Annotated in this window: 25 protein-coding genes and 1 tRNA gene; 14 read left to right on the forward strand and 12 right to left on the reverse strand. The window is 64.5% G+C overall.

Going from position 1 to position 21,525, the window contains the following annotated elements; genetic code table 11:
* The first annotated feature begins 58 nt into the window (after nucleotides 1-58).
* The 6 genes from QX070_RS01270 to QX070_RS01295 all read left to right on the forward strand — a co-directional run bounded on the left by QX070_RS01270 (nucleotide 59) and on the right by QX070_RS01295 (nucleotide 4,653).
* Nucleotides 59-814 carry a GntR family transcriptional regulator gene (locus tag QX070_RS01270; protein ID WP_315734086.1) on the forward strand — a complete coding sequence of 252 codons (756 nt, stop codon included), beginning with the start codon at nucleotides 59-61 and terminating at the stop codon, nucleotides 812-814.
* Between the two features lie 71 nt (nucleotides 815-885).
* Nucleotides 886-1,290 (forward strand): DUF350 domain-containing protein, encoded by a 405-nt coding sequence (locus QX070_RS01275; protein ID WP_315734089.1) that lies wholly within the window; start codon nucleotides 886-888, stop codon nucleotides 1,288-1,290.
* Nucleotides 1,291-1,292: 2 nt separating this feature from the next.
* On the forward strand, nucleotides 1,293-1,685 hold the full coding sequence (locus tag QX070_RS01280) for a hypothetical protein (RefSeq protein WP_315734091.1): 393 nt from the start codon (nucleotides 1,293-1,295) through the stop codon (nucleotides 1,683-1,685).
* A gap of 339 nt (nucleotides 1,686-2,024) precedes the next feature.
* Nucleotides 2,025-3,188: a glutathionylspermidine synthase family protein gene (locus QX070_RS01285; protein WP_315734093.1), complete on the forward strand. Its 1,164-nt coding sequence runs from the start codon at nucleotides 2,025-2,027 to the stop codon at nucleotides 3,186-3,188.
* A 106-nt stretch (nucleotides 3,189-3,294) separates the two neighbouring features.
* Complete coding sequence (locus QX070_RS01290) at nucleotides 3,295-3,531, forward strand: hypothetical protein (RefSeq protein ID WP_315734095.1); 237 nt, start codon at nucleotides 3,295-3,297, stop codon at nucleotides 3,529-3,531.
* A gap of 36 nt (nucleotides 3,532-3,567) precedes the next feature.
* Nucleotides 3,568-4,653 (forward strand): DUF2252 family protein, encoded by a 1,086-nt coding sequence (locus QX070_RS01295; RefSeq protein WP_315734097.1) that lies wholly within the window; start codon nucleotides 3,568-3,570, stop codon nucleotides 4,651-4,653.
* 143 nt (nucleotides 4,654-4,796) lie between these two features.
* Here the strand turns inward: QX070_RS01295 and QX070_RS01300 are convergent, their stop codons facing one another.
* From QX070_RS01300 to chpT, 6 genes are all read right to left on the reverse strand, one after another.
* The gene (locus tag QX070_RS01300) at nucleotides 4,797-5,666 is read right to left on the reverse strand and encodes a protein-glutamate O-methyltransferase CheR (RefSeq protein ID WP_315734099.1); all 870 of its coding nucleotides are present in this window, start codon (nucleotides 5,664-5,666) and stop codon (nucleotides 4,797-4,799) included.
* A complete protein-coding gene (locus QX070_RS01305; RefSeq protein ID WP_315734101.1) occupies nucleotides 5,663-6,853 on the reverse strand; it encodes a chemotaxis response regulator protein-glutamate methylesterase in 1,191 nt (396 codons plus the stop codon). The genes QX070_RS01300 and QX070_RS01305 overlap by 4 nt, the downstream gene beginning before the upstream one ends.
* Before the next feature lie 74 nt (nucleotides 6,854-6,927).
* On the reverse strand, nucleotides 6,928-7,293 hold the full coding sequence (locus tag QX070_RS01310) for a PleD family two-component system response regulator (protein ID WP_006613312.1): 366 nt from the start codon (nucleotides 7,291-7,293) through the stop codon (nucleotides 6,928-6,930).
* 68 nt (nucleotides 7,294-7,361) lie between these two features.
* The gene (locus tag QX070_RS01315) at nucleotides 7,362-7,832 is read right to left on the reverse strand and encodes a chemotaxis protein CheW (protein WP_172114528.1); all 471 of its coding nucleotides are present in this window, start codon (nucleotides 7,830-7,832) and stop codon (nucleotides 7,362-7,364) included.
* 26 nt (nucleotides 7,833-7,858) lie between these two features.
* Nucleotides 7,859-10,654: a hybrid sensor histidine kinase/response regulator gene (locus QX070_RS01320; RefSeq protein ID WP_315734104.1), complete on the reverse strand. Its 2,796-nt coding sequence runs from the start codon at nucleotides 10,652-10,654 to the stop codon at nucleotides 7,859-7,861.
* 242 nt (nucleotides 10,655-10,896) lie between these two features.
* On the reverse strand, nucleotides 10,897-11,559 hold the full coding sequence (gene chpT / locus QX070_RS01325) for a histidine phosphotransferase ChpT (protein ID WP_315734106.1): 663 nt from the start codon (nucleotides 11,557-11,559) through the stop codon (nucleotides 10,897-10,899).
* A gap of 236 nt (nucleotides 11,560-11,795) precedes the next feature.
* Between chpT and cysQ the strand changes: the two genes are divergently transcribed.
* Nucleotides 11,796-12,629 (forward strand): 3'(2'),5'-bisphosphate nucleotidase CysQ, encoded by an 834-nt coding sequence (cysQ, locus tag QX070_RS01330; RefSeq protein ID WP_315734108.1) that lies wholly within the window; start codon nucleotides 11,796-11,798, stop codon nucleotides 12,627-12,629.
* Between the two features lie 15 nt (nucleotides 12,630-12,644).
* Here cysQ and QX070_RS01335 read toward each other — a convergent pair whose 3' ends face one another.
* Nucleotides 12,645-13,154, reverse strand: coding sequence for a YHS domain-containing (seleno)protein (locus QX070_RS01335; RefSeq protein ID WP_315734111.1), 510 nt, complete (start codon nucleotides 13,152-13,154; stop codon nucleotides 12,645-12,647).
* Nucleotides 13,155-13,273: 119 nt separating this feature from the next.
* On the opposite strand from QX070_RS01335, the gene QX070_RS01340 reads away from it, so the two are divergent.
* The 4 genes from QX070_RS01340 (at nucleotide 13,274) to QX070_RS01355 (ending at nucleotide 16,594) form a co-directional block, all read left to right on the forward strand.
* A complete protein-coding gene (locus tag QX070_RS01340; RefSeq protein WP_315734113.1) occupies nucleotides 13,274-13,918 on the forward strand; it encodes a DUF1134 domain-containing protein in 645 nt (214 codons plus the stop codon).
* A 132-nt stretch (nucleotides 13,919-14,050) separates the two neighbouring features.
* Nucleotides 14,051-15,340: a hypothetical protein gene (locus QX070_RS01345; protein ID WP_315734117.1), complete on the forward strand. Its 1,290-nt coding sequence runs from the start codon at nucleotides 14,051-14,053 to the stop codon at nucleotides 15,338-15,340.
* Nucleotides 15,341-15,582: 242 nt separating this feature from the next.
* Nucleotides 15,583-15,657 (forward strand) — tRNA-Val (locus QX070_RS01350).
* 190 nt (nucleotides 15,658-15,847) lie between these two features.
* Nucleotides 15,848-16,594: a hypothetical protein gene (locus QX070_RS01355; protein WP_315734119.1), complete on the forward strand. Its 747-nt coding sequence runs from the start codon at nucleotides 15,848-15,850 to the stop codon at nucleotides 16,592-16,594.
* A 178-nt stretch (nucleotides 16,595-16,772) separates the two neighbouring features.
* Here the strand turns inward: QX070_RS01355 and QX070_RS01360 are convergent, their stop codons facing one another.
* Both QX070_RS01360 and QX070_RS01365 read right to left on the reverse strand, forming a co-directional pair.
* Entirely contained in the window at nucleotides 16,773-17,294 is a 522-nt protein-coding gene (locus tag QX070_RS01360; RefSeq protein WP_315734121.1) for a hypothetical protein, read from the reverse strand.
* Between the two features lie 2 nt (nucleotides 17,295-17,296).
* Nucleotides 17,297-17,596: a hypothetical protein gene (locus tag QX070_RS01365; RefSeq protein WP_315734124.1), complete on the reverse strand. Its 300-nt coding sequence runs from the start codon at nucleotides 17,594-17,596 to the stop codon at nucleotides 17,297-17,299.
* A 159-nt stretch (nucleotides 17,597-17,755) separates the two neighbouring features.
* Between QX070_RS01365 and QX070_RS01370 the strand changes: the two genes are divergently transcribed.
* The 3 genes from QX070_RS01370 to QX070_RS01380 all read left to right on the forward strand — a co-directional run bounded on the left by QX070_RS01370 (nucleotide 17,756) and on the right by QX070_RS01380 (nucleotide 19,407).
* Nucleotides 17,756-17,944, forward strand: a complete 189-nt coding sequence (locus QX070_RS01370; RefSeq protein ID WP_315734126.1) for a type II toxin-antitoxin system HicA family toxin — start codon at nucleotides 17,756-17,758, stop codon at nucleotides 17,942-17,944.
* Between the two features lie 77 nt (nucleotides 17,945-18,021).
* Complete coding sequence (locus QX070_RS01375; RefSeq protein ID WP_315734128.1) at nucleotides 18,022-18,414, forward strand: type II toxin-antitoxin system HicB family antitoxin; 393 nt, start codon at nucleotides 18,022-18,024, stop codon at nucleotides 18,412-18,414.
* Between the two features lie 144 nt (nucleotides 18,415-18,558).
* Complete coding sequence (locus QX070_RS01380; protein WP_315734130.1) at nucleotides 18,559-19,407, forward strand: hypothetical protein; 849 nt, start codon at nucleotides 18,559-18,561, stop codon at nucleotides 19,405-19,407.
* A gap of 67 nt (nucleotides 19,408-19,474) precedes the next feature.
* Here the strand turns inward: QX070_RS01380 and QX070_RS01385 are convergent, their stop codons facing one another.
* The 3 genes from QX070_RS01385 to QX070_RS01395 are packed head-to-tail and all read right to left on the reverse strand — an operon-like array spanning nucleotide 19,475 to nucleotide 21,505.
* Nucleotides 19,475-20,008 carry a dATP/dGTP diphosphohydrolase domain-containing protein gene (locus QX070_RS01385; RefSeq protein WP_315734132.1) on the reverse strand — a complete coding sequence of 178 codons (534 nt, stop codon included), beginning with the start codon at nucleotides 20,006-20,008 and terminating at the stop codon, nucleotides 19,475-19,477.
* Nucleotides 20,009-20,051: 43 nt separating this feature from the next.
* A complete protein-coding gene (locus tag QX070_RS01390) occupies nucleotides 20,052-20,273 on the reverse strand; it encodes a hypothetical protein (protein ID WP_315734134.1) in 222 nt (73 codons plus the stop codon).
* Nucleotides 20,270-21,505: a hypothetical protein gene (locus QX070_RS01395; RefSeq protein ID WP_315734136.1), complete on the reverse strand. Its 1,236-nt coding sequence runs from the start codon at nucleotides 21,503-21,505 to the stop codon at nucleotides 20,270-20,272. The genes QX070_RS01390 and QX070_RS01395 overlap by 4 nt, the downstream gene beginning before the upstream one ends.
* Nucleotides 21,506-21,525: the final 20 nt, after the last annotated feature.

Here is a 21,525-nt window from a genome sequence, read left to right on the forward strand (position 1 = left end):
ATCCGCGGGCGCATCGCCCGAATTTCAGGCATCTCGCAGCGGAGCAGCCGCGCCCGACATGACCCCACCGGCACCCCGGCCCAGACTGAAGACGCGCTTCAAGCCGGCGCGGCTGAAGCTGTCGTCCGACCACTCCAAGCGGCCGCTCGATCGGCTGTCGCTGCACGATCAGCTCGTCGCCAGGCTGCGCGAGATGATCGTGGACGGCGAGCTCGCCGCCGGCGCTGCCTTGCCCGAGCGCATGCTGTGCGAGACCTTCGGCGTCTCGCGCACGCCGCTGCGCGAGGCCTTCAAGATCCTCGCCGCCGAGGGCCTGATCGAGCTGCGGCCGCATCGCACGCCCGTGGTGACGCCGATCGACGCCCGCGAGATCGCCGAGATCTTCGACGTGATGGTGTCGCTCGATGCCGCCGCAGGCCGCGCTGCGGCCGCGCGTGCAACGGCGGACGACCTCGCCAGGCTCGACGCCATGCATGCCGAGCTGGTGGCGCTGCATCGCGCCGCCGAGCGCGCCGCCTATTTCCGGCTCAACCAGCAAATCCATGCCGAGATCACCAAGCTCGCCGGCAACGCCGTGCTGCTCAACATGTGGAGCACCCTGCACGCGAGCGTGTTTCGCGCGCGGGCGGTCGCCAATTACGACGCGCGGCGCTGGGACGAGTCGATCGGCGAGCACGAAGCGTTCATGGCGCTGCTGCGGGCGCGGGACGCATCCGGCTTCGCGCAGGCGCTCTCCGAGCACACCCGCAAGACGGGGGATTCCGTGCTGCAGATGCTGGACCAGGCCAGGCTGGATCCGGCGAAAGGCGGATAGACTTTGTTCACGTCGAACCGGGCATGCTGGCATCGCGACAGATGAGAGCTTCCACGCGTCGGGCCTGATCCATGATCCTGCAATCGCTCGCCGGCCTGCCGGCCTTTCTGGTGTACTTCTGTACCGCGCTGGTCGCGGTGACGGCCTACCTGTTCATCTACACCCGCGTCACGCCCTACAATGAATTCCAGCTGATCCGGGACAACCATCCGTCGGCTGCGATCGCGCTCGGCCTCAGCCTGCTCGGCTTCACCCTGCCGCTGGTCAGCGCCATCGCCCATTCCGCCAACGTGCTTGACTGCCTGATCTGGGCGCTGGTCGCGCTGATCGTCCAGGTGATCGTCTATTACCTCGTCCGCATCCCGGTGCCGGATCTCGCCCAGCGCATCGTCGCCGGCGAGCTGGCCTCCGCAATCTGGCTCGGCCTCGCGTCGCTCTCCGCCGGCGCACTCAACGCCGCCTCGATGATCATCTGACCATGGCCGAGCAACGCCGCGAATTCGGCAAGCGCCGGCCGATGCCGCCCCCGCCCGCGACGCCGCCGGTGAAGCGCTCCGGCCACGTCGCGCTGCTGCTGATGGGCACGCTCGCGGTCGGCGGCACCGCCTATGCGCTGATGCCGCGGCAGCAGAGCTGCCCGCAGCAGGGCACCGAGACGCCGACGATGGCCGGCCAGCCGCAGACGAGCGAATGCACGACGCGCCGCTCGAGCGGCGGTGGCGGCGGCAGCGGCTCCGGCCGCTGGGGATTTTCCAGCGGCGACAGCGATTCCAGAAGCAGCGGCTCGAGCCATGTCGCCGAGGCGTCCTCCGCACATGTCTCGCGCGGCGGCTTCGGCTCGTTCGGACACGGCTTCGGAGGCGGCGGCTGATTTTCGTCGCGCCGGCGCCGTGAAAACACCGCGTTTGTGATGTTTCCTTGGATTCGGATCTTTGACACAGACTCAAAATCATAAAAAACTGGCCTACCGACTCATCGGAAGCGATCCGATGCAACGTCCGCACCCTGGGGTGCCGACGACTATGACGGCTGCGGTGGCCGCCGCCACCTCGCCGCGCTTTGGTAGCAAACAATCGTACGGAGCCGGGCGCGAGCTTGCGCCTGGACCGCGCGGACGACGTCATGGCCGCATCAGCGATGAGGGCCTCGGCTGTGCTGCGCCCCGTTGCCACGGGCACGGCATGATCGCCGCTGCGTTAGGCTGACACCGATGCAGCGCATCCCCTGCCCCGAACGTGACGACTGGCGCGAGACCGCGGCACGATGCGGCTTCGACTTCTACGAGCTCGACGGCGAGCGCTATTGGGACGAGCGCGCCTACTACGCGTTCACGATTGCCGAGATCGAGCTCGGCATCGAGGAGCCGACGGCCGAGATCGAGCAGATGTGCCTCGCGCTGGTCGCACGCGTCATCGGCGACGAGGCGCTGCTCCGCCGCCTGAAGATCCCGCAGGCGATCTGGCCGCTGCTGGCGGAGAGCTGGAAGCGAAGGGACGGCAGCCTCTACGGACGGTTCGACCTCAGCTATCACGGCGGCCGCGCGCCGGCGAAGCTGCTCGAATACAATGCCGATACGCCGACATCGATCTTCGAGGCTGCGGTGTTCCAATGGACCTGGCTCGAGCAGGCGATCGAACGTCGCATCCTGCCGGGGCGTGCGGACCAGTACAACTCGATCCATGAGCGCCTGATCGAGCGCTGGCGCGCCCTCGGCAGGCAGCGCCGCGTGCATCTGGCCGGGCTCACCGGCAACGCCGAGGACGCCGCGACCCTGGCCTATCTGGCCGACACGGCAGCCCAAGCGGGCCTGTCGACAACCATCCTTGATGTCGCCGACATCGGCTGGCGCGAGATCGGCGGCGGCTTCGTCGATCTCGACGACGGCGACATCGCGCTCGCCTTCAAGCTCTATCCCTGGGAATGGATGTTCCGCGATGAGTTCGGCGCCAAGCTCGCGCAAGCGCCGACGCAATGGATCGAGCCGCCGTGGAAGGCCATCCTGTCCAACAAGGGCATCCTGCCGCTACTCTGGCAGATGCACGAAGGCCATCCGAACCTGCTGCCGGCCTATTTCGAGGACGATCCGAAGGCCGCCAGCCTCGGCTCGAGCTTCGTGCGCAAGCCGATCTACTCGCGCGAGGGCGCCAATGTCAGCCTGGTGTCCGACGGCGTCGCCGTCTCCGTGCAGGACGGGCCCTACGGCGCCGAGGGCTACATCCGCCAGGCGGTGGCGCCGCTGCCGGATTTCGGCGGCGCGTTCCCGGTGATCGGCAGCTGGCTCGTCGACCACGAGCCATGCGGCCTGTCGATCCGCGAGGACACGAGCCCGATCACCGGCAACCGCTCGCGCTTTTTGCCGCATGCAATCCTGTAGGATCTTGACGACAGCCAGCGAAAGCGCCTCGACACGCGGTTCCGGAGCACTAGATAGGACCGAGGGGAATTCCCTGCCGGATCGGCGCGCATAGTCGGGATGAGGCATGGCGACGGACAATACCGAACTCGAAGGCCTGCGGATCCTGGTCGCCGAGGACGAGGGCCTGATCGCGCTCGATCTGAAGATCGTCATTACCTCGGGCCATGACGATGCGACGCTGTTTCCGCCGGATATCCGCGGCCTGCCCCGGCTCGCCAAGCCGTTCGACAAGCCGTTCGACAAGCGCGCGCTGCGCGCGATGGGCGAGACCACGTTCGTTCGGCATCAACGCAACTCATAAGGCTTCGCTCGGGCCCGGCACATCCGGAGGCATCGCGTGTCCATCATCGAAGATACCGCGGCCTACGAGGCCTGGCTTCGCAGCCAATGCGCAGTGGTCGAGGACGACCTCCTCACCAAGCACGAGCGGATGCGAAAGAGCCCCTTCATCTTCCTGCGGGCGACGTACTACCGCTGGGCGCGGCGCATCGCCGAGACCAGCCCCGAGCTCACCGACGCACCAGCTGCGCTCTGCGTCGGCGACATCCATCTGGAGAATTTCGGCACGTGGCGCGACGCCGACGGGCGCTGGGTGTGGGGCGTCAATGATTTCGACGAGGCCGCGGTGATGCCCTACGTCCTCGATCTGGTCCGACTCACGACCAGCGTCGAGCTCGCGCCGAAAATGGAGATCGGCAACCGCGATGCGGCAGACGCGATCCTGGAAGGCTATCGCCACGGACTTCAAAGGCCAGGGCCGGCGCTGCTCGACGACCATGAGATGTGGATCCGCTCCTACGTCAAATGCTCGGATCAGTGCCGGCGAAAATTCTGGGACGAGATCGACGGATTGACGCCGGCGGATGCAATTCCTTCCGCCGTCCATAAGTTGCTCCTCGGCAGCCTTCCCGGGACGGGCGAGACGCCGAGATTCTTCCGCCGCGCCGCCGGCGGCGGCAGCCTGGGACGTCCACGCTTCGTCGTCGTCGCAACATGGCGCGGCGGCCGCGTCGTGCGCGAAGCGAAGGCGTTGGTCCCTTCGGCCTGGACCTGGGCGAAGGACAAGCCGCAACGGAAGCCGGCGCCTCAGCACAGGTTCATTGAACTCTCGAATGGAGCCCATCGCGCGCCCGATCCATTCCTCCGCGTTTACCGGACCGACGAGGGGGACTACGTCGTTCGGCGATTGTCGGCCGATGCGCGCAAGATCGACCTCGGCAAGGAGGCCGGCGCCGACCTCAAGCTCGTCCTTCTGCGCGGCATGGGCGCGGAGCTCGCCTCCGTCCATGCGGCTGACGGTCGCGTCAGCAGCACCATCGCGGCGGATCTCAGGAAACGCGGTTCGGGCTGGCTGCGCAGAGCTTCCCGCGCCGCACGCGAGGCGACGGAGAGGGACTACGACGTGTGGTGCCGACGGGCCTGAGTTCAGCGCTCGACGTGAGGGCCGATACGGCGAGGACGAGGAAGCACCGACCGGAGCCCGACCTTCATCACACACCGGTCAGTCCGGCCGCACGGCCGACGCCGGCCGATGTTCCGACGATGTCTCCGCGCCAAGCGCAAACGTCAGCGAGCCGCGACCACCTTGAGGCCGGGCAGCAGCGCAGCGCCACCGCGCGGACTGCGCACCGGATTGATCTGGTACAGACCCCGCCGCTCCTGGTTGGGCCTGAACGCGTCGGTGATGCCGACGACCGATTCGGCGGCTCCCAGCAACAGCGTGCCGTCCGGCTCCATCACCTTGGCCATCCGCTCGAAGATCGAGGCCTTGGTCTCCTGGTCGAAATAGATCAGCACGTTGCGGCAGAAGATGATGTCGAACTTGCCGAGATGCGAGAAGTCCTGCAGCAGATTGAGCTGGCGATGCTGGACCATGCCGCGGATGTCGGCGCTGAGCTGCCAGAGCTCGCCGAGCTGTGTGAAATATTTCACCAGCAGCTGGATCGGCAATCCGCGCTGCACCTCGAACTGGCTGTAGAGGCCGGCCTTCGATTTCTCCAGCACCTCCTGCGACAGGTCGGTGGCAATGATCTCGATGCGCCAGCCCGCCAGAGCGGGACCGAATTCGCGCAGGCACATCGCGATCGAATACGGCTCCTGTCCGGTCGAGCAGGCGGCCGACCAGATGCGCAGGGAACGACGATTGGCGCGCGACTGGATCAGCGCCGGCAGGATGCCCTCACGGAGATGATCGAACGGAATCTTGTCGCGGAAGAAGAACGTCTCGTTGGTGGTCATCGCCTCGACCACCTGGGTCGTAAGCTGCTCCGCGCCGCTCCTGATCTTCTGCACCAGCTCCGGGATGCCCGGCAGGTTGGCGCGGCGGGCCAGCGGCAGCAACCGGCTTTCGACCAGGTACTGCTTGTCGGCCGACAGATCGAGGCCGGAGCGATCCTTCAGGACCTTACGCAAGAACTCATAGTCCAGGGGTGTCACGAACGGTCTCCAGCAAACAGACGGACCAGCTTCGGTCCGATCTGGTTTAAGGGAAGGACGGCCGCGCAGATGCCGGCATTGGCGGCTGAGCCCGGCATGCCCCAGACCACGCTGGTCGCCTCGTCCTGCGCGATCACGCTGCCACCGGCGGCGACGATGTCCTTGCCGCCGCGCATGCCGTCGGAACCCATGCCCGTCAGGATCACGGCCAGGGTCGAGCCCTGCCAGACCTCGATCGCCGACATGAACAAGGGATCGACGGCGGGCTTGCAGAAATTGATCGGAGGACCGTTGTCGAGCGCGATCACCACATCGGCGCCATGGCGCGCCACACGCATGTGGCGGCCGCCGGGGGCAAGGTAGATCTGACCCGGCCTCACCACCTCACCGTCGACGGCCTCGTGGGCCGGTCGGCGGCTCGAGCGCGCCAGATGCTCGGCGAGGATGGTGGTGAAGGTCGGCGGCATATGCTGGGTGATCAGCACCGGAAAGCGGTCGATCACGGGACCGAGCTCGGTCACCAGCGACATCAGCGCCTGCGGGCCGCCGGTCGACGATCCGATGAGCAGCACCTTCGGCATCTGCGTGCTGAAGGAGCGGCGCGCCAGCTGGGTCGGCACGGCGGGCGCCACGGGGGCGACCATCGGCCGCGATGCAAGCACAGGCCGGAGCCCTTGGACTTGCGGAACGATCGGCGATGCGGCCGGCGCATGCGGAGCAGGAGCGGCGCGGCGCGCCTTGGCGCCAAGATTGCGGATCTTCTGAATCAAATCGTAGTGGAAATTGTCGGCCGCCGAGGCCTCGCGCGTGCTCTCGGGCTTCGGGATGTAGTCGGCCGCGCCGAGCGACAGCGCCTTGAAGCTGATCTCCGCGTTGCGGCGGGTCAGCGTCGACGCCATGATGACGGCGAGGTTCTTCTTCTTGGCAAGCAGCTTCGGCAGGGCGGCAATGCCGTCGAGCTCGGGCATCTCGATGTCGAGCACGGCGACGTCGGGATTGACGCGATCGATCTGGTTCACGGCTTCCAGGCCGGTGCGCAGCGACGCCGCCACGACCATGTCGGGCTCAGACGCGATCCAACGCGAGATCATGCCGCGGATGACGACGGAGTCGTCCACGACCATCACCCGGAGAGGTTCCTGCCTGATCGAACTCGGGATCGAAGAACTGGCCAACGCGACGCTCATAGTTCACCAACAGGACAGAGGCACGGGGTGACGGCAAGCCCGGACGACCACGGGACCGCCGCACGCAACGGAGATCAGATCAGCCCGACTTCCTGAAACTTCGCGGTCACGATGTCCTTGTCGAAGGGCTTCATGATGTACTCGTTGGCGCCGGCGTGCAGCGCGCGCGCGATGTGCGCGACATCGTTCTCGGTCGTGCAGAACACCACCTTCGGCGCGTCGCCGCCGGGCATGCGCCGGAGATTGCCGAGAAACTCATAGCCGTCCATGACGGGCATGTTCCAGTCGAGCAACACCGCATCGGGAAGGCCCCGCTTGCAGATCTCCAGAGCCTGCTCGCCGTCCTCCGCTTCCACGATCTGGAAATCCAGACCTTCCAGAATGCGTCGCGCCACCTTTCGAATGACGCTGGAATCGTCAACTACCAGACACGTTCTCATATCAGCCTCACGAGGTCAGGATCCAATGCAACGACGCCTGATGCGCCGCCGCCCTCAAATTGCAGTGTTCAGGCCGCCATCTTGTCTGCTGCGAGCTCGAGCACGCGATCGACATCGAGGATGACCATCAGCTGACCGTCGAGGCGGTGCACGCCGCCGGCGAGCTTCGCCATGCGCGGGTCGAGATTGACCGGGTTCTCCTCCCGGCTCTCCTCGGGCAGCCGCAGCACCTCGCCGATCTGATCGATCAGGAGACCATAGGACTCGCCACGCAGATCGACGCCGACCGCCATCGGCGGCTTGCCGTCCTCGGCGCGGGCGAGGCCGAGCCGCGCCCGCATGTCGACGACGGTCACGATGCGGCCGCGCAGGTTGAGGACGCCGGCGATCTCCGCCGACGACAGCGGCACCCGCGTCACCCGCTCCGGCATGAACACGTCCTGCACCCGGGAGATGGGCAGGCCGAACAGCTGACCGCCGATCATCGCAGTGACGTATTCGACGGCGGCACCCTCGGTGGTTTCGATCTTGCTGCTCATCGCACGCTACTCCTGTCCGCTTGCTGTCACGCGGCCCGCCGGTTGGCTTCGGCGCGCGCCCGTTCCTCGATCTGTTCCTTCAGCGCCGCGATCAGGCCGGGCCGGTCGAACTTGGCGATGTAGTCGTAGAGCCCGGCCTGGCGGCCGCGCTCGATCGCCGCCGGCGACACCAGCGACGACACCGCGATGACCGGCATCTGGTTCAGGTTCTGGTCGGCGCGGATCGCCTCGGTGAACTCGAAGCCGTTCATCTCCGGCATCTCGATGTCGGTGACGACGATGTCGAAGCTGTGCCCGGAACGCAGCGTGGCGAGGCCCTCGATCGCCGACGCCGCCGTGCGCACCTTGTAGCCGGCCGACTTCAACACCGGCGCCAGCATGTTGCGGAAGAACGGCGAGTCGTCGACCAAGAGCACCGACTGCGTCTGCGACTCGGTCGCCATCTCCTTGCGGATGAACCAGTCGGCGAACGCCATCGGCAGGAAGTGGCCGACGTCGATCACTTCCGTCGCCTGGCCCTTGATCACCGCCGAGCCGAGGATGCCGTCCTTGGCGCCGGAGACCTGGATGTTGAGCCGCTCCTCGACGATGTCGATGATCTCGTCGACCACGAGGCCCATCGCCCGGGTCTCGTCGGCGAACACCAGGATCGGCTGCGAGCCCGACGTCTGCACCGACACGCCTTCCATCTGCACCAAGGGCATCAGCTGGTCGCGGTACTGCACCATGTAGCGGCCGTTGGAGATCTCGATCTTGTCGGCCGCGATCTCCTCCAGGCGCGTGACCAGCGCCAGCGGCACCGCCTTGGGCTGCGCCGTGCCGGCGCGGAACACCAGCAGCGAGGTGAGCTGCTCGCCGCCGATCGCGTGATGCGCGGCGTGCTCGTCGGATACCGCCTGCGAGGCCGAACCGGCGGCGCCGAGCGCTTTCGCGATGCCGTTCGGATCGATGATCATGATCACGGCGCCGTCGCCCAGGATGGTGTTGCCCGAGAACATGTCGATGTGACGCAGCTTGGTCGACATCGGCTTGACCACGATTTCCTCGGTGTGGAACACGCAGTCGACCACGATGCCGAAGGTCTGGTTGCCGACCTGCGTCACCACGATGAAGCCGTTCTCCGGATCGGTCGACGAGCCGTCGTCGATCTTCAAGAGCTTCTTCAGATGCATCAGCGGCAGCAGCTTGTTGCGCAAGCGCAGCACCGCGGTGTCCTTGATGCGCTCGATGCGGTGCTCGGAGTTGGCGCGCGCGCGCACCAGCTCGACGACCGACAATTGCGGGATCGCGAAGCGGTCGCCACCGGCTTCGACGATCAGCGCCGAGACGATCGCGAGCGTCAGCGGGATCTTGATGGTGACCGAGGTGCCCTCGCCGAGCACCGACTTGATGTCGATGGTGCCGCCGATCTGGTCGATGTTGGTGCGCACCACGTCCATGCCGACGCCGCGGCCCGAGACCGAGGTGACGGCGGCCGCGGTCGAGAAGCCCGGCTCGAAGATGAACTTGTGGATCTGCGCTTCCGTCATCTTCTCGAGCTCGGCCTCGGTGACGAGGCCGTTCGCCAAGGCCTTGGCCTTGATGCGCTCGGTGTTGAGGCCGCGGCCGTTGTCGGCGATGCAGATGATGATATGGCCGCCTTCATGATAGGCGGACAGCCGGATGGTGCCCTGCTCGGCCTTGCCGGCCGCGGCGCGCTCGGCCATCGTCTCCAGGCCGTGATCGGCGGAGTTGCGCACCATGTGGGTGAGCGGGTCCTTGATCAGGTCGAGCACCTGGCGGTCGAGTTCGGTGTCGGCGCCGTGCATCTCGAGCTCGATCTGCTTGCCGAGCTCGGTGGCGAGGTCGCGGACGATGCGCGGCAGCTTCTGCCAGGCATTGCCGATCGGCTGCATGCGCGTCTTCATGACGCCCTCCTGCAGCTCGGCGGTGACGTTGGACAGCCGCTGCAGCGGCACCTTGAACTCGGTGTCCTCGTTGCGGCGGGCGATCTCGAGCAGCTGGTTGCGCGTCAGCACCAGCTCCGAGACCATCGTCATCAGATGTTCGAGCGTGTCGACGTTGACGCGGATCGACTGGTTGGCGACCTTGTCGTTCTCGTGCACCTCGCCATCGGCATTGGCCTTGGCGCGCGCCGCCTTCTTCGGCGCCTCGGCCCTGGCCTCTGCTTCCGCCTTGGCAGGCCCGGCCTTGGCGACCGGCGCCGGGGCAGCGGCCTTGGGCTCAGGCGCCTTCTCATGCGCGGGCGGCAACTCGATCGCGGTCTCGCGGAAGGCCCGCTCGAGCTCGTCGAGCGATACTTCGCCCGGACGCAGCGGACGCTCCAGCGTCTGGTCGATCAGCGAGCCGTGCGTGACCGCGGGCGCGGCCGGCGCTGCAGGCGCAAGCGGTGGCGCGGTCTCGCCGGCCATCGCGATCGGCTCCGCCGACGCGGCCATTGCCGCCATGCCACGCTCGACCATGGCTTCGAGCTCGCTGATGAGGTCGCGGTCCTCGCCCTCGGGCTCGGCCTCGTTGGCCTCGAGCTGTCCGAGGATGTCCTTGATGCGGTCGATGGTGGTGAGGATCAGCGTCACGGCCTCGCCGGTGACCGGCATGCCGTCGCGGAACTTGCCCATCAGGGTCTCGGCGGCATGCGCCAGCGCTTCGAGCCGCGGCAGGCCGAGGAAGCCGCAGGTCCCCTTGATCGTGTGCACCAGCCGGAAGATGTTATCGAGGATCTTGGCGTTGTTCGGCTCCTGCTCGAACCGCACCAATTGATTATCGACGGTGTCCAGGCTCTCGCTGGTCTCCGTCAGAAACTCACGCAACAGGTCATCCATGAAACTGGCCTTCGCACGCAACGGAACGCGACATGACGCGCCCTTCAAACCGTGGCCAGTTTCGGTGCAAAGCGTTTAATATTAGTTGAGTAAGCGCAAATGAACGGACTCAACAAAGAGATAAGATGCATCCGGACAAATTCGGACCCATCGGCAAGGCTTGATTAACCATGGTGAATGGATTGTTGCGCCTGTCCCACGACACGAGGTCGCAGGACTGACGCGGCAGGACGTCTGCCAGATCAGGCCGCCTGCACGACCATCGCGTTGCCGTCGGCGGTGAGCGTCACCTTGAGGCCGCAGGCATCGGCGAGCAGACGGGTGTAGTAGGGCTGCACCGCGTGGGCATCGATGGTCGATTGCAATTCGCCGCCAAGCAGATTGACGATGTTCTGCGGCAGCCGGGCATTGAGCCCGGTGGCGGCGACGCGGAAGCTCATGGACTCGCCGTCGCCGATCGGGTCGACGGTCAGCATGCCGCCGCGCGGGATCGTCTGCTGCGCCACCACCATCATGTTGAGCAGCAGCTTGACCCGGTTCTTGGGCAACAGCAGCCGCGGCAGATTCCAGGTGATCGAGGTCTTGGCGTCCTCGATGTGGCCGCGCGCCATGGTCTGGGCGTCGCCGAGATCGATCTGCGCGCCCGCAGAGCCGGCCGCACCAAAGGCGAGGCGGCAGAACTGCAGCCGCGCCGACGCCGTCTTGGCGCTCTTGCGGATCAGCTCCAGCGCGAAGTCGCGATCCTCCGGCTTCGGATTGTCGTCGAGCACCTCGAGCCCATTGACGATGGCGCCGACCGGACTAATCAGGTCGTGGCAGACCTTCGAGCAGAGCAGAGCGGCAAGTTCGAGCGTATCGGGAGCGGGAATCGGATTGGCGATCTCGGGAGAGGACGTGCCGGACATTCGATGTTCCTGAAATCCGCGAACCTGGGCGAATCATGCTTGCGTTAACGCTTGATACACTGCGAAAGCATGGACCGCCACCGGACTGAGGGCGGGACACGGGAAAGTACGTAGCGGTTTTCCCGGCAGCCGCAGCTCAATGAACGTGCGAACGGCCGTACCCGGATGCGCCGGCGCCAGAACAAGGATACGATGATGCAAGCTGCGTACGGAACGGCCGGAAGGAGCACCGCGCAATGACGACGGCACCGACTGCAGGAACCGTCGAGGTCGAGGCCGCCGCCGCGCTGATGACGCCCCTGACGGAGCTCGTTGTCGAGGCGGCCTACGCGATCCTCGCCGTCAACCGCCGCGCCATGGCTGTCACCGACAAATCCGACGGCTCGCCGGTCACCGAGGCCGATCTTGCCGCCGACAGGGTCATTGCCGAAGGGCTGGCACGGCTGGCGCCCGCGATTCCCGCGCTGTCGGAGGAGCGGGTCGGGGCGAGCGCAGGACCGTTCAATGGCAGCTTCTTCCTGATCGATCCGCTCGACGGCACCAAGGAGTTCGTCGCCGGGCGCGGCGAGTTCACGGTCAATCTGGCGCTGGTCACCGGCGGCAGCCCGCTGCTCGGCATCGTCTGCGCGCCGGCCATCGGCCAGATCTGGCGCGGCCTGGTCGGCCGTGGCGCCGAGCGGCTGTCGTTCACGGAGGCGGGTTTGGCGGCCGCCGAGCCGATCCGCACCCGGCCGATGCCGCCGCAGGGCGCGGCATGGGTCGCCGCGGTCAGCCGGTCGCATGGCGATGCCCGCACCGAAGCCTTCATTGCGGCCCGTCCGGGCGCGGTGCGCCTGCCGCTCGGCTCGGCCGTGAAGTTCGGCCGGCTCGCCGAAGGTCTGGCCGACATCTATCCGCGGCTCGGCCCAACCTCGGAATGGGACGTGGCGGCAGGCCATGCCGTGGTCGCAGCCGCCGGCGGCGCCGTCACCAGCGAGACTGGCGCGCCGTTGCGCTATGGCGAGCGCCCTGACGGCTTCATCGTGCCGTCCTTCATCGCCTGGGGTGACCCGGCTGCGGTGAAGGTTTGAGACAGCCCTGCCGCCCTACTGCGGCAGATCCTCCTCCAGCGCCGGCCAACGAGCTTCCGCCCGCGGCAGATAGCGGCTCGGGTCGGTCGCGAAGGCGTCGCGGCTTTCCTCGCGGTTGAACAGGAACAGCCGTTCCTCGACCACGACGAAAAAACGCGGGTTGCCGGCCACCGTCACGCCGCGAGCCACATCGGTCGGGTCGTAGCCGCCGAATTGCGGGCCGTAGACCTCCGGATGGGCCAGGAAGGAGGCGCGATTGCCCTCGTTGCGAAACCGCCAGACCACCCCACCCTGGGACGCCTCGAAATCCGGCAGTCCCAGCAGGGCCTTGCCATCCACGAAATAGGAAACGGGGTCGAAGCCGTCGATCGCCAGCCCGCTGAAGCGGTCGGAGATGATGCGCTGCGTCGTGGCCGCCGGCGCGCCGACCGGCAGCAGCAGCCCAGCGAGCGCGATAGAGGCAATTACAAGGCGAAACAGCGACTTTGATCCGGTCTGGTTCGGTTGTTGCCGTTGTGCGGTCATAGTTGGTGCCGATAACATGGGAGTCGCAGGGGCATCGCCCCTCGCCCGACAATCGCCCGATGGGGTTGGCGTCAGGTTAAGGCGAGGCTCGGGCAGCCGATAGCAGGGGATTTCCATCGATGAGTTTCGCATCACGCCTTGCCGCCGCCACGCTAGCGGCCGTGCTGGCCATGACCGCGTCGGTCGCCGCGCAGCAGGCGCCCCCGCCTGCTGCGCCGCCCTACCAGGCTGCGCAGCCGTATCAGCAGCCCGCACCGCCGCCGCGCCCTGCGCCGAGCCCGGACAGCTTCAATCCGGACGAGCTCGTCAATGCCGGCCACCGCTTCTTCGGCAACGTCTCGCGCGGCCTCGCCTCGGTCATCGAGCGCGCCGTCAGCCAATGGGGCCTGCCGAACGGCTATATCCTGGGCGAGGAAGGCGCCGGTGCTTTCGTCGCCGGTCTCCGTTACGGCGAGGGCACGCTCTACACCAAGAACGCCGGCGACCTCCGCGTCTACTGGCAGGGCCCCTCGCTCGGCTTCGACTGGGGCGGCGACGGCGCCCGCACCATGACGCTGGTCTACAACCTGCCGGCCACCAGCGCGATCTATCAGCGCTTCGTCGGCATCGACGGCTCGGCCTATATCGTCGGCGGCTTCGGCATGACGGCGCTGACCGCCAACAACATCGTGCTGGTGCCGATCCGATCCGGGATCGGCCTGCGGCTCGGCGCCAATGTCGGCTACCTCAAGTTCACCCCAAGTGCGACCTGGAACCCTTTCTGAGGTCGCCGGCTGGTACCGCTAGGACACGTTCTCCCGCGACGGATCAAGGTTAACACGGCATTGGGCTGGCGTTGAATCAGCCCGCCGTGCATTGTGATTCCGTTAATCATTTTGGACCGGGAGTTGTGCGTCATGGTCGAGCCGATCATGTATTTTGCGATCGGTTTTCTGATCGCCATGCTCTGTGCGCTGATGATCGTGCCGCTGGTGCACAATCGTGCGGTGCGGCTGACGACGCGCCGGCTCGAGGCGGCGACGCCGCTGTCGATGGCCGAGATCCAGGCCGACAAGGACCAGCTGCGCGCGGAGTTCGCGATGTCGGCGCGGCGGCTGGAGATGAGCGTCGACGCGCTCAAGAACAAGGCCACCGGCCAGCTCGCCGACCTCGGCAAGAAGACCGACGCCATCAACCGCATGAAGATCGAGCTCGGCGAGAAGAACGCTGCGATCTTCGCGCTGGAGGCGCGCGAGAAGGCGCTCAAGGACCAGCTCCGCGCCACGGAAGAGGAGTTCGCCGCCAAGACCGAGGCGCTGCGCGCCGCCGAGCAGGCGCTGAAGGAGAAGCAGGCCGAGCTGGTCCGGCTGAGCACCGAGCTCAACGACAAGGCGCTGCTGGCGGACAGCCGGCAGGTCGAGTTGGTGTCGGTCAGGACCCAGGTCGAGGAGCTGCGCAGCCGCGTGGCCGACGCCGAGAAGGAATTCTCCGCGACCCAGACGCGGCTGGCGCTGGAGCGCGACGAATCCGACACCGCGACCAAGGCGCTCAACGACGCCCGCGCGCGGGTCGAGAATCTCAGCCAGCGCGTCACCGAGCTCGACCGCCAGCTGATCGTCCAGGTCAAGGAAGCCGAGATGCTGGCGACCCGCGTCGCCGACCTCGAAGGCCGGCTGTCGACCCAGGGCAAGCTGCTTGCCGAACGTGATTTCGAGAACAACCAGTTGCGCGAGGCCAACGTGGCCGCCGACCGCGCCTTGAAGGAGCTGCGCGAGGAGCTGGCCGGCTTCGGCAGCGGCAAGTCGGCCGCATTCGAGCGGCTCAAATCCGAGAAGGCCGCCCTCGAAGAGCAATTGCAGGCCGCCCGCGACGAGCGCACCAAGCTGCAGCGCGAGATGAACGCGATCCAGCAGCAGGCCGAGAGCACCTGGGCCCAGGAGCGGATGGAGAACGCGCTCTTGCGTGAGCGCATCAACGACATCGCCGCCGAAGTGGCCAAGCTCGCAATGCAGATCGAGGGCCCGAACTCGACCATCGAAGCCATGCTGGCCGCCGAGCCGGCCCCCGCCAAGCCGGCCAACGCCAATGGCGTCGCCGCGGCTCCGGCCGCTGCAGCCGGCGCAGGCGGTCCGCAAGGCGGCACCCTGGCCGACCGCATCCGCGCGCTGCAGTCTCATGCCTCGCGAGCACGGCAGCTCGGGGCCTGAGGCCGCCGGATCGGCGCCGAGTGCGGCGGATATCTGCCCCTCGCTTCAGTATGGAGGCCGGCCCGCGAGAGGGCCGGTTTCGGCCCCTATCGAGGACGGGCCACCGCACCCCGGCAGTTTTCCTCGCCAGCGGCGCCGCAAATCCTTGACACCCCCTGCCCGCGCTTCGTAAATCGCGGGCTCCGACGGACTGCTTCGGCAGCTGCCTCTTACGGCCCCACGGCCGGCAGCCACCAGGATCCGGGCGCATAGCTCAGCGGGAGAGCGTTCCCTTCACACGGGAGAGGTCCAAGGTTCGATCCCTTGTGCGCCCACCATCTAAAGCCCTTTAAGACAAGGGCTTTTTTAATTTCCTCGCTACGTTCCAACTTGCGTTTCGTGTCGTTCTTGCGCTCCAAATAACGAACAGATGCGCCCAAAATCCGCCCAGTCCGCCCAAGGTGTTTGACTTCGTTCCCAGTCTGATCGCGCCTCGTGCTAGCGGTCTTTCCTCAGGCAATGAACGCGATGCTGGCTGCCTATTTCGACGATAGCGGAACACATCCGGACTCGCCCGTGGTGGCCTTTGGCGGCCTTCTGGGAACGGAGGAGCAATGGAACGTCTTCGAGACGGCTTGGAGGGCGCTTCTAGAAAATCCACTTCCCGGGAAGCCACCCCTCAAGCAGTTTCATCTTGCGCCGCTTCGGGCCAAGCGAGGCGAATTTGAAGGCTACAGTTTGGCGGAACGAGATCGCCTCAACTATTTGTTCCGACATGTCATCTTGGATATTGGCCTTGTCACTTTCGCCGTTGCCGTTGACCGGATTGCTTGGAACAAGTTGGTCGTGGGTCCTATGGTGGAGGAAGTCGCGCCGCCCGAAGCACTATGTTTCGTTAAATGCGTGGACTCCGTGCTTGCTACGTGCCGATTTCGGAAGCCGGGGCAACCGCTCGTTATCGTCTTCGATCAAGGTGTCCGTCGCCAGCTTGAAATATGGGGTCGCTTCTACAAGTCGCAGCGCGAAAAGTATCCTGAGATTGCGGGCATAGGCTTTGCGACAGTGTCGGAGGTGTTGCCGCTCCAAGGGGCCGACCTTATCGCGACCGAAAGCTATCAATTTGCCCAAGAGTGGTTGAAAAGCCCGGACGGCCCAAAGGCCAACCCGCACTTTCAGGACTTCATCATGCGCGATCTATCTGGTGGAGTAATTCTCACAACAGAGCACATCGAGGAAATAATCGAGCGTTGGAAGAGCGTTTCTGCAAGGACTTAGACCGTTTCGGGTCGTTAACGAGCCGCATCACCACTTGCGCCCCCCGCCCAAGAACTCTGCCCTGCATCCGGCTCAGGCTGCGCGACCACGAGGAGGTTACGCTCGCCGATAAGCCCGTCAAGGCGGGCAAGCTGCCGCGCAAGCATAGGCTCCGCGTCTGCCGCCGAACGCATCAGAATTAGTGCGCCGCCCGGTGAAGGAACGCGGTGCCGTGCCGGTGAGAGGCGACGATCCTTGAGATGACCTTCAACTGTACAAACAGCGCCACCCCTATCACCCCAGCGAGAGCAAAAATGGCAAGCGCTAGGGGACTATTAGCGATGGTAGCAGCCATTGCATACGACGTGAATCTATCGAAATCCTTCTTGAGCGGCTCCGGGACATCTTCCAGAGCGTCAATCGGCGACAAATCCACAAAAAGTTCAGCGATCTTGCGGGTGGGCAGCACAACGAACACGGCGCAAATCATGACACCAGCGAGCTGCCACGCAGCCCAACTGCTATAAACCTTGTCCATATACTCATCGAGTAGCTCGCGCAGTGCAGGCTCCATGCGATCCGATGCGATCATCTGCTGGTATAAATCCAGCATCTTGGCACGGAAGGGTTCGGTTGCGTACAGCAGACCTCGACAGAGCACTGCATAAACGAGCACAACCGCAACGATATATAGAGCTCCACGAATGGCCGCTTCGTCCATTGTCAGCTCCTCACCTTCAGGCGTCGTTCCTTAAAGTTACGCTTGGCTACGGCCTTTGGTTCCGCAATTATAAGTACCCAAATGAAAGCCGCAAGAGCGCACAGCATCACATACGGAAACGTATGCTCAACCATGACATAGATCATATAATTGAGAAAATTGACTAATTTTTCGTGCGCGCCCGGGAACTGCTTATCAAAGTCCGCTTTGTCCGCTGCGGCTAAAAGCCCATAGCCCGAGCCGATCGCCGTGGGCGGGAACCCAGTAAAGGCGACGCAATATATTAAGAATTGACGAAACACACCGTTGGCTCCGACAACCTGAAGTTACTGCCAGATCACCTTCAGCGGAACCAATAGTCAACGTCGCATTTCCAGAATGCACCGCACTCCACGGAACTGCGCGGGCAGTGTGTATTTATACACTTGACGCCGCACGCCCTTGTGTGTACAAATACACACATGAGATCGACGGACATCATTTCAGCCTTGAAAGCCGATGGTTGGGAACAGGTCGCCCAGAAGGGCAGCCACGTTCAATTCAAGCACCCGACGAAGAAGGGCCGAGTGACCGTCCCTCATCCCAAGAAGGACATCCCAATTGGGACACTGAGGAGTATCGAAAAGCAGGCAGCATTAAAGCTGAAATAACTATCAGCGCACCGCTGGAGAGCGGACGCTTACAATAGCCGGATGGCTTGCCTCTCCCACCACAGAGGAAACGTAGAATGCGTTACTATATCGCCCTAATCCATAAGGACGCCGACAGCGATTACGGGGTTTCATTTCCTGATCTTCCCGGCGTGATCACTGCTGGTAGCAGCCTCGACGAAGCGCGAGATATGGCCGCAGAGGCTTTGGCCCTTCATCTCGAAGGCTTGGCCGAAGACGGGGAAGCCGTTCCGGAGCCCTCAACCCTGGAAGCGATTATGTCAGCCCCGGAAAACAGGGACGGCGTTGCCGTCCTAGTGCCCGCTCCCGCCGAGCAGGTTAAGAGTGTACGCGTCAACATCACACTCCCAGCTGACATTCTAAGCGAAATCGACAGCTACGCCGAACAGCAAGGCTTCACCCGATCGGGCTTTCTGGCCCACGCCGCGAAGAAAGCGTTAGCGGCCTGATACACGACCAATGAGAGGAGAGCGCGCCTCTCCTCGGCCAGCCTAGAGGCTTCGATTGACAACCGCGAGCCGAAACGTCCAATTCTGATTTGGCCAGTCCGGTCGCTGTGGCACAGCACACTAAATCTGTGGTAGTGACATAGCATGCCAGACACCATCCAATTCTTGGACAAGCTGACGCCGCAGCACCTCGCGGGAATATGCCTTCTGACTGGCTTATTCGTACTCGCGTCGTTCACAAACGCCGAGCGAAGCACCAAGATCGCTGGCAGCGTTTTTATCCTGGCCCTCACTTTCGCCGCTAATCACCCCGGGACATATGCGCTCGGCATGATGATAGTAGCAACACTCGTAACCGAGCTGTCGTTCATAGAGCGAATATTCGCTATCTTTCTGCGAAACGACTCTTATTTTCGCTGGAACACTGCGCCGGCATCCGTGCAGCAGGTGGCACAGAAAAAAGAGTCGGAAGCCGTGGAGCCGCCCCCAAAAGATGGCGATATACCCGACCATCCCCTGCCCGACAGCGCTAGCCCCACCAAAATCCCACGCGGAGCGAGCCTCGTCCTAGAGGAGGAGACGTTTGAACTCATCGTCGGACAAGCCATCGCGGGCGGTGTACCGCCTTTCGAGTTAACAGGCTTTACGTATCGCAATATCGCCCTGACAAACGCGAAGTTGGGCGAGACCTTCGTGGTCGATATTCTATACAAATACAAAAATGTACACGCGATCATCGAGGTTAGTGCCAGCAAGAGCTTCTTGACGCGCAGCTCTCTAGTCGCCTTAAGGAAGATCACAAACTCCTACAAGAGCTATCTTGAAGAACGGCACGAGCACAACGTTCTTGTTGTTTCAATTCTTGTCACACGCTCATCCGTTCGGCCAAGCGTCTTTAGTGATGTTTACGTTCTGGCGTTTGATGGAGCAAAATTCTCTGATAACGGCAATGCTTTGAAGCCACTTTCTGAGATATTCTCGCGAGCCGCTTGACTTTAAAATCCGTACCCACCCCCAGAACGACGCAAATCCGGACGCTCGCACCGTCGAGTTGCCACTCTCACACTCCCTCGACGATGCGGCCAGGGCCGCGCTTGCCGTCGGCGAGATAGCGCGCGACCGGATCAGGGAACGCCTCGGCGAGCATCTTCATTTTGCCGTTGAGCTCGTCGAGAAAGCCGGCCGGCGCCCTCGGCGGCCGGTCGTCGATCCATCGCCCGTGAATTTGCGCGGCGCGCAGCACCATCAACGAGGCGATTGCCTTCGAGATATGATGCAAGCCCGCCTTGCTTTCCGCGTCCACTTCCTCGCCGAGATTCCAGAACTGGAATTGATGACGATCGCAGGCATCGACGTACACACTCGCGCGCGGTGCGGCCTCAAGGTAGTTGTGGCCGCCATACTTGAACCCGCCCTCGGCGAGAGCGAGCGCCACCTCGAAAACGACTTCCATCGGAAGCCACGACAGACACGCCTTAAGCGTGCCGAACGCATCTTTCGGATTGTTCGCCTTCGCAGCCGCCGGCGCCGGCGAGCTCGCCGCCTGGGCGGCCGCCTGCAATTGGCGCATCGCCTCGGCGCCCTGCTCGATCACGTTGCGCGGCGGATCGCCCGACTTGTCGCCCAAATCGTCATGGTCACACTTTGCCATTGCGCTTACCTTTGCGTTTGGCGCGGCGAGCGGCGGCGGTGAGCCGGCGATCGCGTCGCGCCCTGAAATACAAAACACCGTCCTCGATCACGTAGTCGATCACGTGCACGAGGCCGCAATCGCAGCATTGATCGGCGAACCCGCGCCGAACCGGCCGCACCCACTCGCCGTCTTGGAGTTGCTGATAACCGTCTCGGCGCCCGCTCATGCCGCGCGCCTCATCGAGGGCGGCGGGATGTTGCGGATTACACGGCCCTCGGGACCGTCCTTTTTGTGCAGCGTGATCAATTGCAGCGATTGCGACGAGCGCCACGCGCCGCCGAACGCATGCGAGTCCTTGTCGGCGATCGTCGAAAACGACTCGACCCGCACGTCGCCGTGAGTGTCAACTTTCTCGTTGTGAATGTGGCCGTACAGAAACCAGTGATAGGCCGTGCGGCCCCATGCCTCGCGCTGATCGACAGCCATCGCCATTGCCATGCGCGAGGGCGGCGCCTTGTCGCCGTGCGCGCAGCCGAGCAGCGTCGCGCCGAACTGCCGATAATAGATATCGGAAGGAAACGCGATCTTGACTCGCTTGTTGCGCGAATAGAAGCACGACAGCGCCAGCGCCAGGGCGGCGGCGGCCTCGGGATCGTGGTTTCCGGGAATGTTGACGACCTCGACGAGCTCGTGCCGGCGCAAGCCGAGCTCAATCACGTCAATGAACAGCCGGACGCCCGTGCGCAGCACCTTGAACCAACGCCCATCAACGTCGAGTTGGTGCTTGCTCTTTGGCGTGACATTGCGCTGATCGTTGGCGTGATACCAGTCGCCGAGGTTCGCGATCAGCAACTCGCGGGCGCGCGGCGCGCGGTTCATCACCTCGGCCGACGTGCTCAACACCCGCTTGCGGGCGATGTTGAGATCATAGTCGGCGCCGGTCTGCTCGCCCCATGACAACATGCCGATATGCGGATCAGCGATCGGCAGCACGTTGAGCAAATCGCGATCGGTGCTCGCCGGCTTGCGGATGATCGGCGCGCGGCCGTCATAGGCGCTGAACTCGGCCTTGAGCGCCTCGATCAGTTTCGGCGCAGCGCTATCGGCCTTCGTCTTGATCCATTGATGCCGGATGCGCCCCTCGGCATCGACGAACGCCGAGGCCCCTTTGAGGATCTGCCCCGGCGCCATCTGGAACACCGGGCCGCTTTCCTTGTGCTGCGTTACCCATTCCTTCTCGACGTTGCCGGCCTTGTCGAGTTGCGCCGAGGATCGCTTGAGCTCATAGCCGGGCAACACCGGCTTGAAGCCGAGCAGGCCCTTTTCTGCGGCACGCTTCACCCGCTCATGCATCGCCGTTTTCGACAGGCCGAGCGCGCGCGCGGCCTTGCGCTCCGAACCATGCTCTTTGTATGCCGCAGCCGCTTTCGCGAGCTCGGCGTCGCTCAATTCAGTCATGTGTGAGTGTGCCCCTTGCC

The organism is Bradyrhizobium sp. SZCCHNR1093, from assembly GCF_032381175.1.
Taxonomy (GTDB): domain Bacteria; phylum Pseudomonadota; class Alphaproteobacteria; order Rhizobiales; family Xanthobacteraceae; genus Bradyrhizobium.

Coding starts and splice junctions, on each gene's coding strand:
- QX070_RS01270 (WP_315734086.1), top strand. CDS start 59: ATGACCCCACCGGCACCCCGGCCCAGACTGAAGACGCGCTTCAAGCCG.
- QX070_RS01275 (WP_315734089.1), top strand. CDS start 886: ATGATCCTGCAATCGCTCGCCGGCCTGCCGGCCTTTCTGGTGTACTTC.
- QX070_RS01280 (WP_315734091.1), top strand. CDS start 1,293: ATGGCCGAGCAACGCCGCGAATTCGGCAAGCGCCGGCCGATGCCGCCC.
- QX070_RS01285 (WP_315734093.1), top strand. CDS start 2,025: ATGCAGCGCATCCCCTGCCCCGAACGTGACGACTGGCGCGAGACCGCG.
- QX070_RS01290 (WP_315734095.1), top strand. CDS start 3,295: ATGGCGACGGACAATACCGAACTCGAAGGCCTGCGGATCCTGGTCGCC.
- QX070_RS01305 (WP_315734101.1), bottom strand. CDS start 6,853: ATGAGCGTCGCGTTGGCCAGTTCTTCGATCCCGAGTTCGATCAGGCAG.
- QX070_RS01310 (WP_006613312.1), bottom strand. CDS start 7,293: ATGAGAACGTGTCTGGTAGTTGACGATTCCAGCGTCATTCGAAAGGTG.
- QX070_RS01315 (WP_172114528.1), bottom strand. CDS start 7,832: ATGAGCAGCAAGATCGAAACCACCGAGGGTGCCGCCGTCGAATACGTC.
- QX070_RS01320 (WP_315734104.1), bottom strand. CDS start 10,654: ATGGATGACCTGTTGCGTGAGTTTCTGACGGAGACCAGCGAGAGCCTG.
- chpT (WP_315734106.1), bottom strand. CDS start 11,559: ATGTCCGGCACGTCCTCTCCCGAGATCGCCAATCCGATTCCCGCTCCC.
- cysQ (WP_315734108.1), top strand. CDS start 11,796: ATGACGACGGCACCGACTGCAGGAACCGTCGAGGTCGAGGCCGCCGCC.
- QX070_RS01335 (WP_315734111.1), bottom strand. CDS start 13,154: ATGACCGCACAACGGCAACAACCGAACCAGACCGGATCAAAGTCGCTG.
- QX070_RS01340 (WP_315734113.1), top strand. CDS start 13,274: ATGAGTTTCGCATCACGCCTTGCCGCCGCCACGCTAGCGGCCGTGCTG.
- QX070_RS01345 (WP_315734117.1), top strand. CDS start 14,051: ATGGTCGAGCCGATCATGTATTTTGCGATCGGTTTTCTGATCGCCATG.
- QX070_RS01355 (WP_315734119.1), top strand. CDS start 15,848: ATGCTGGCTGCCTATTTCGACGATAGCGGAACACATCCGGACTCGCCC.
- QX070_RS01360 (WP_315734121.1), bottom strand. CDS start 17,294: ATGGACGAAGCGGCCATTCGTGGAGCTCTATATATCGTTGCGGTTGTG.
- QX070_RS01370 (WP_315734126.1), top strand. CDS start 17,756: ATGAGATCGACGGACATCATTTCAGCCTTGAAAGCCGATGGTTGGGAA.
- QX070_RS01375 (WP_315734128.1), top strand. CDS start 18,022: ATGCGTTACTATATCGCCCTAATCCATAAGGACGCCGACAGCGATTAC.
- QX070_RS01380 (WP_315734130.1), top strand. CDS start 18,559: ATGCCAGACACCATCCAATTCTTGGACAAGCTGACGCCGCAGCACCTC.
- QX070_RS01390 (WP_315734134.1), bottom strand. CDS start 20,273: ATGAGCGGGCGCCGAGACGGTTATCAGCAACTCCAAGACGGCGAGTGG.
- QX070_RS01395 (WP_315734136.1), bottom strand. CDS start 21,505: ATGACTGAATTGAGCGACGCCGAGCTCGCGAAAGCGGCTGCGGCATAC.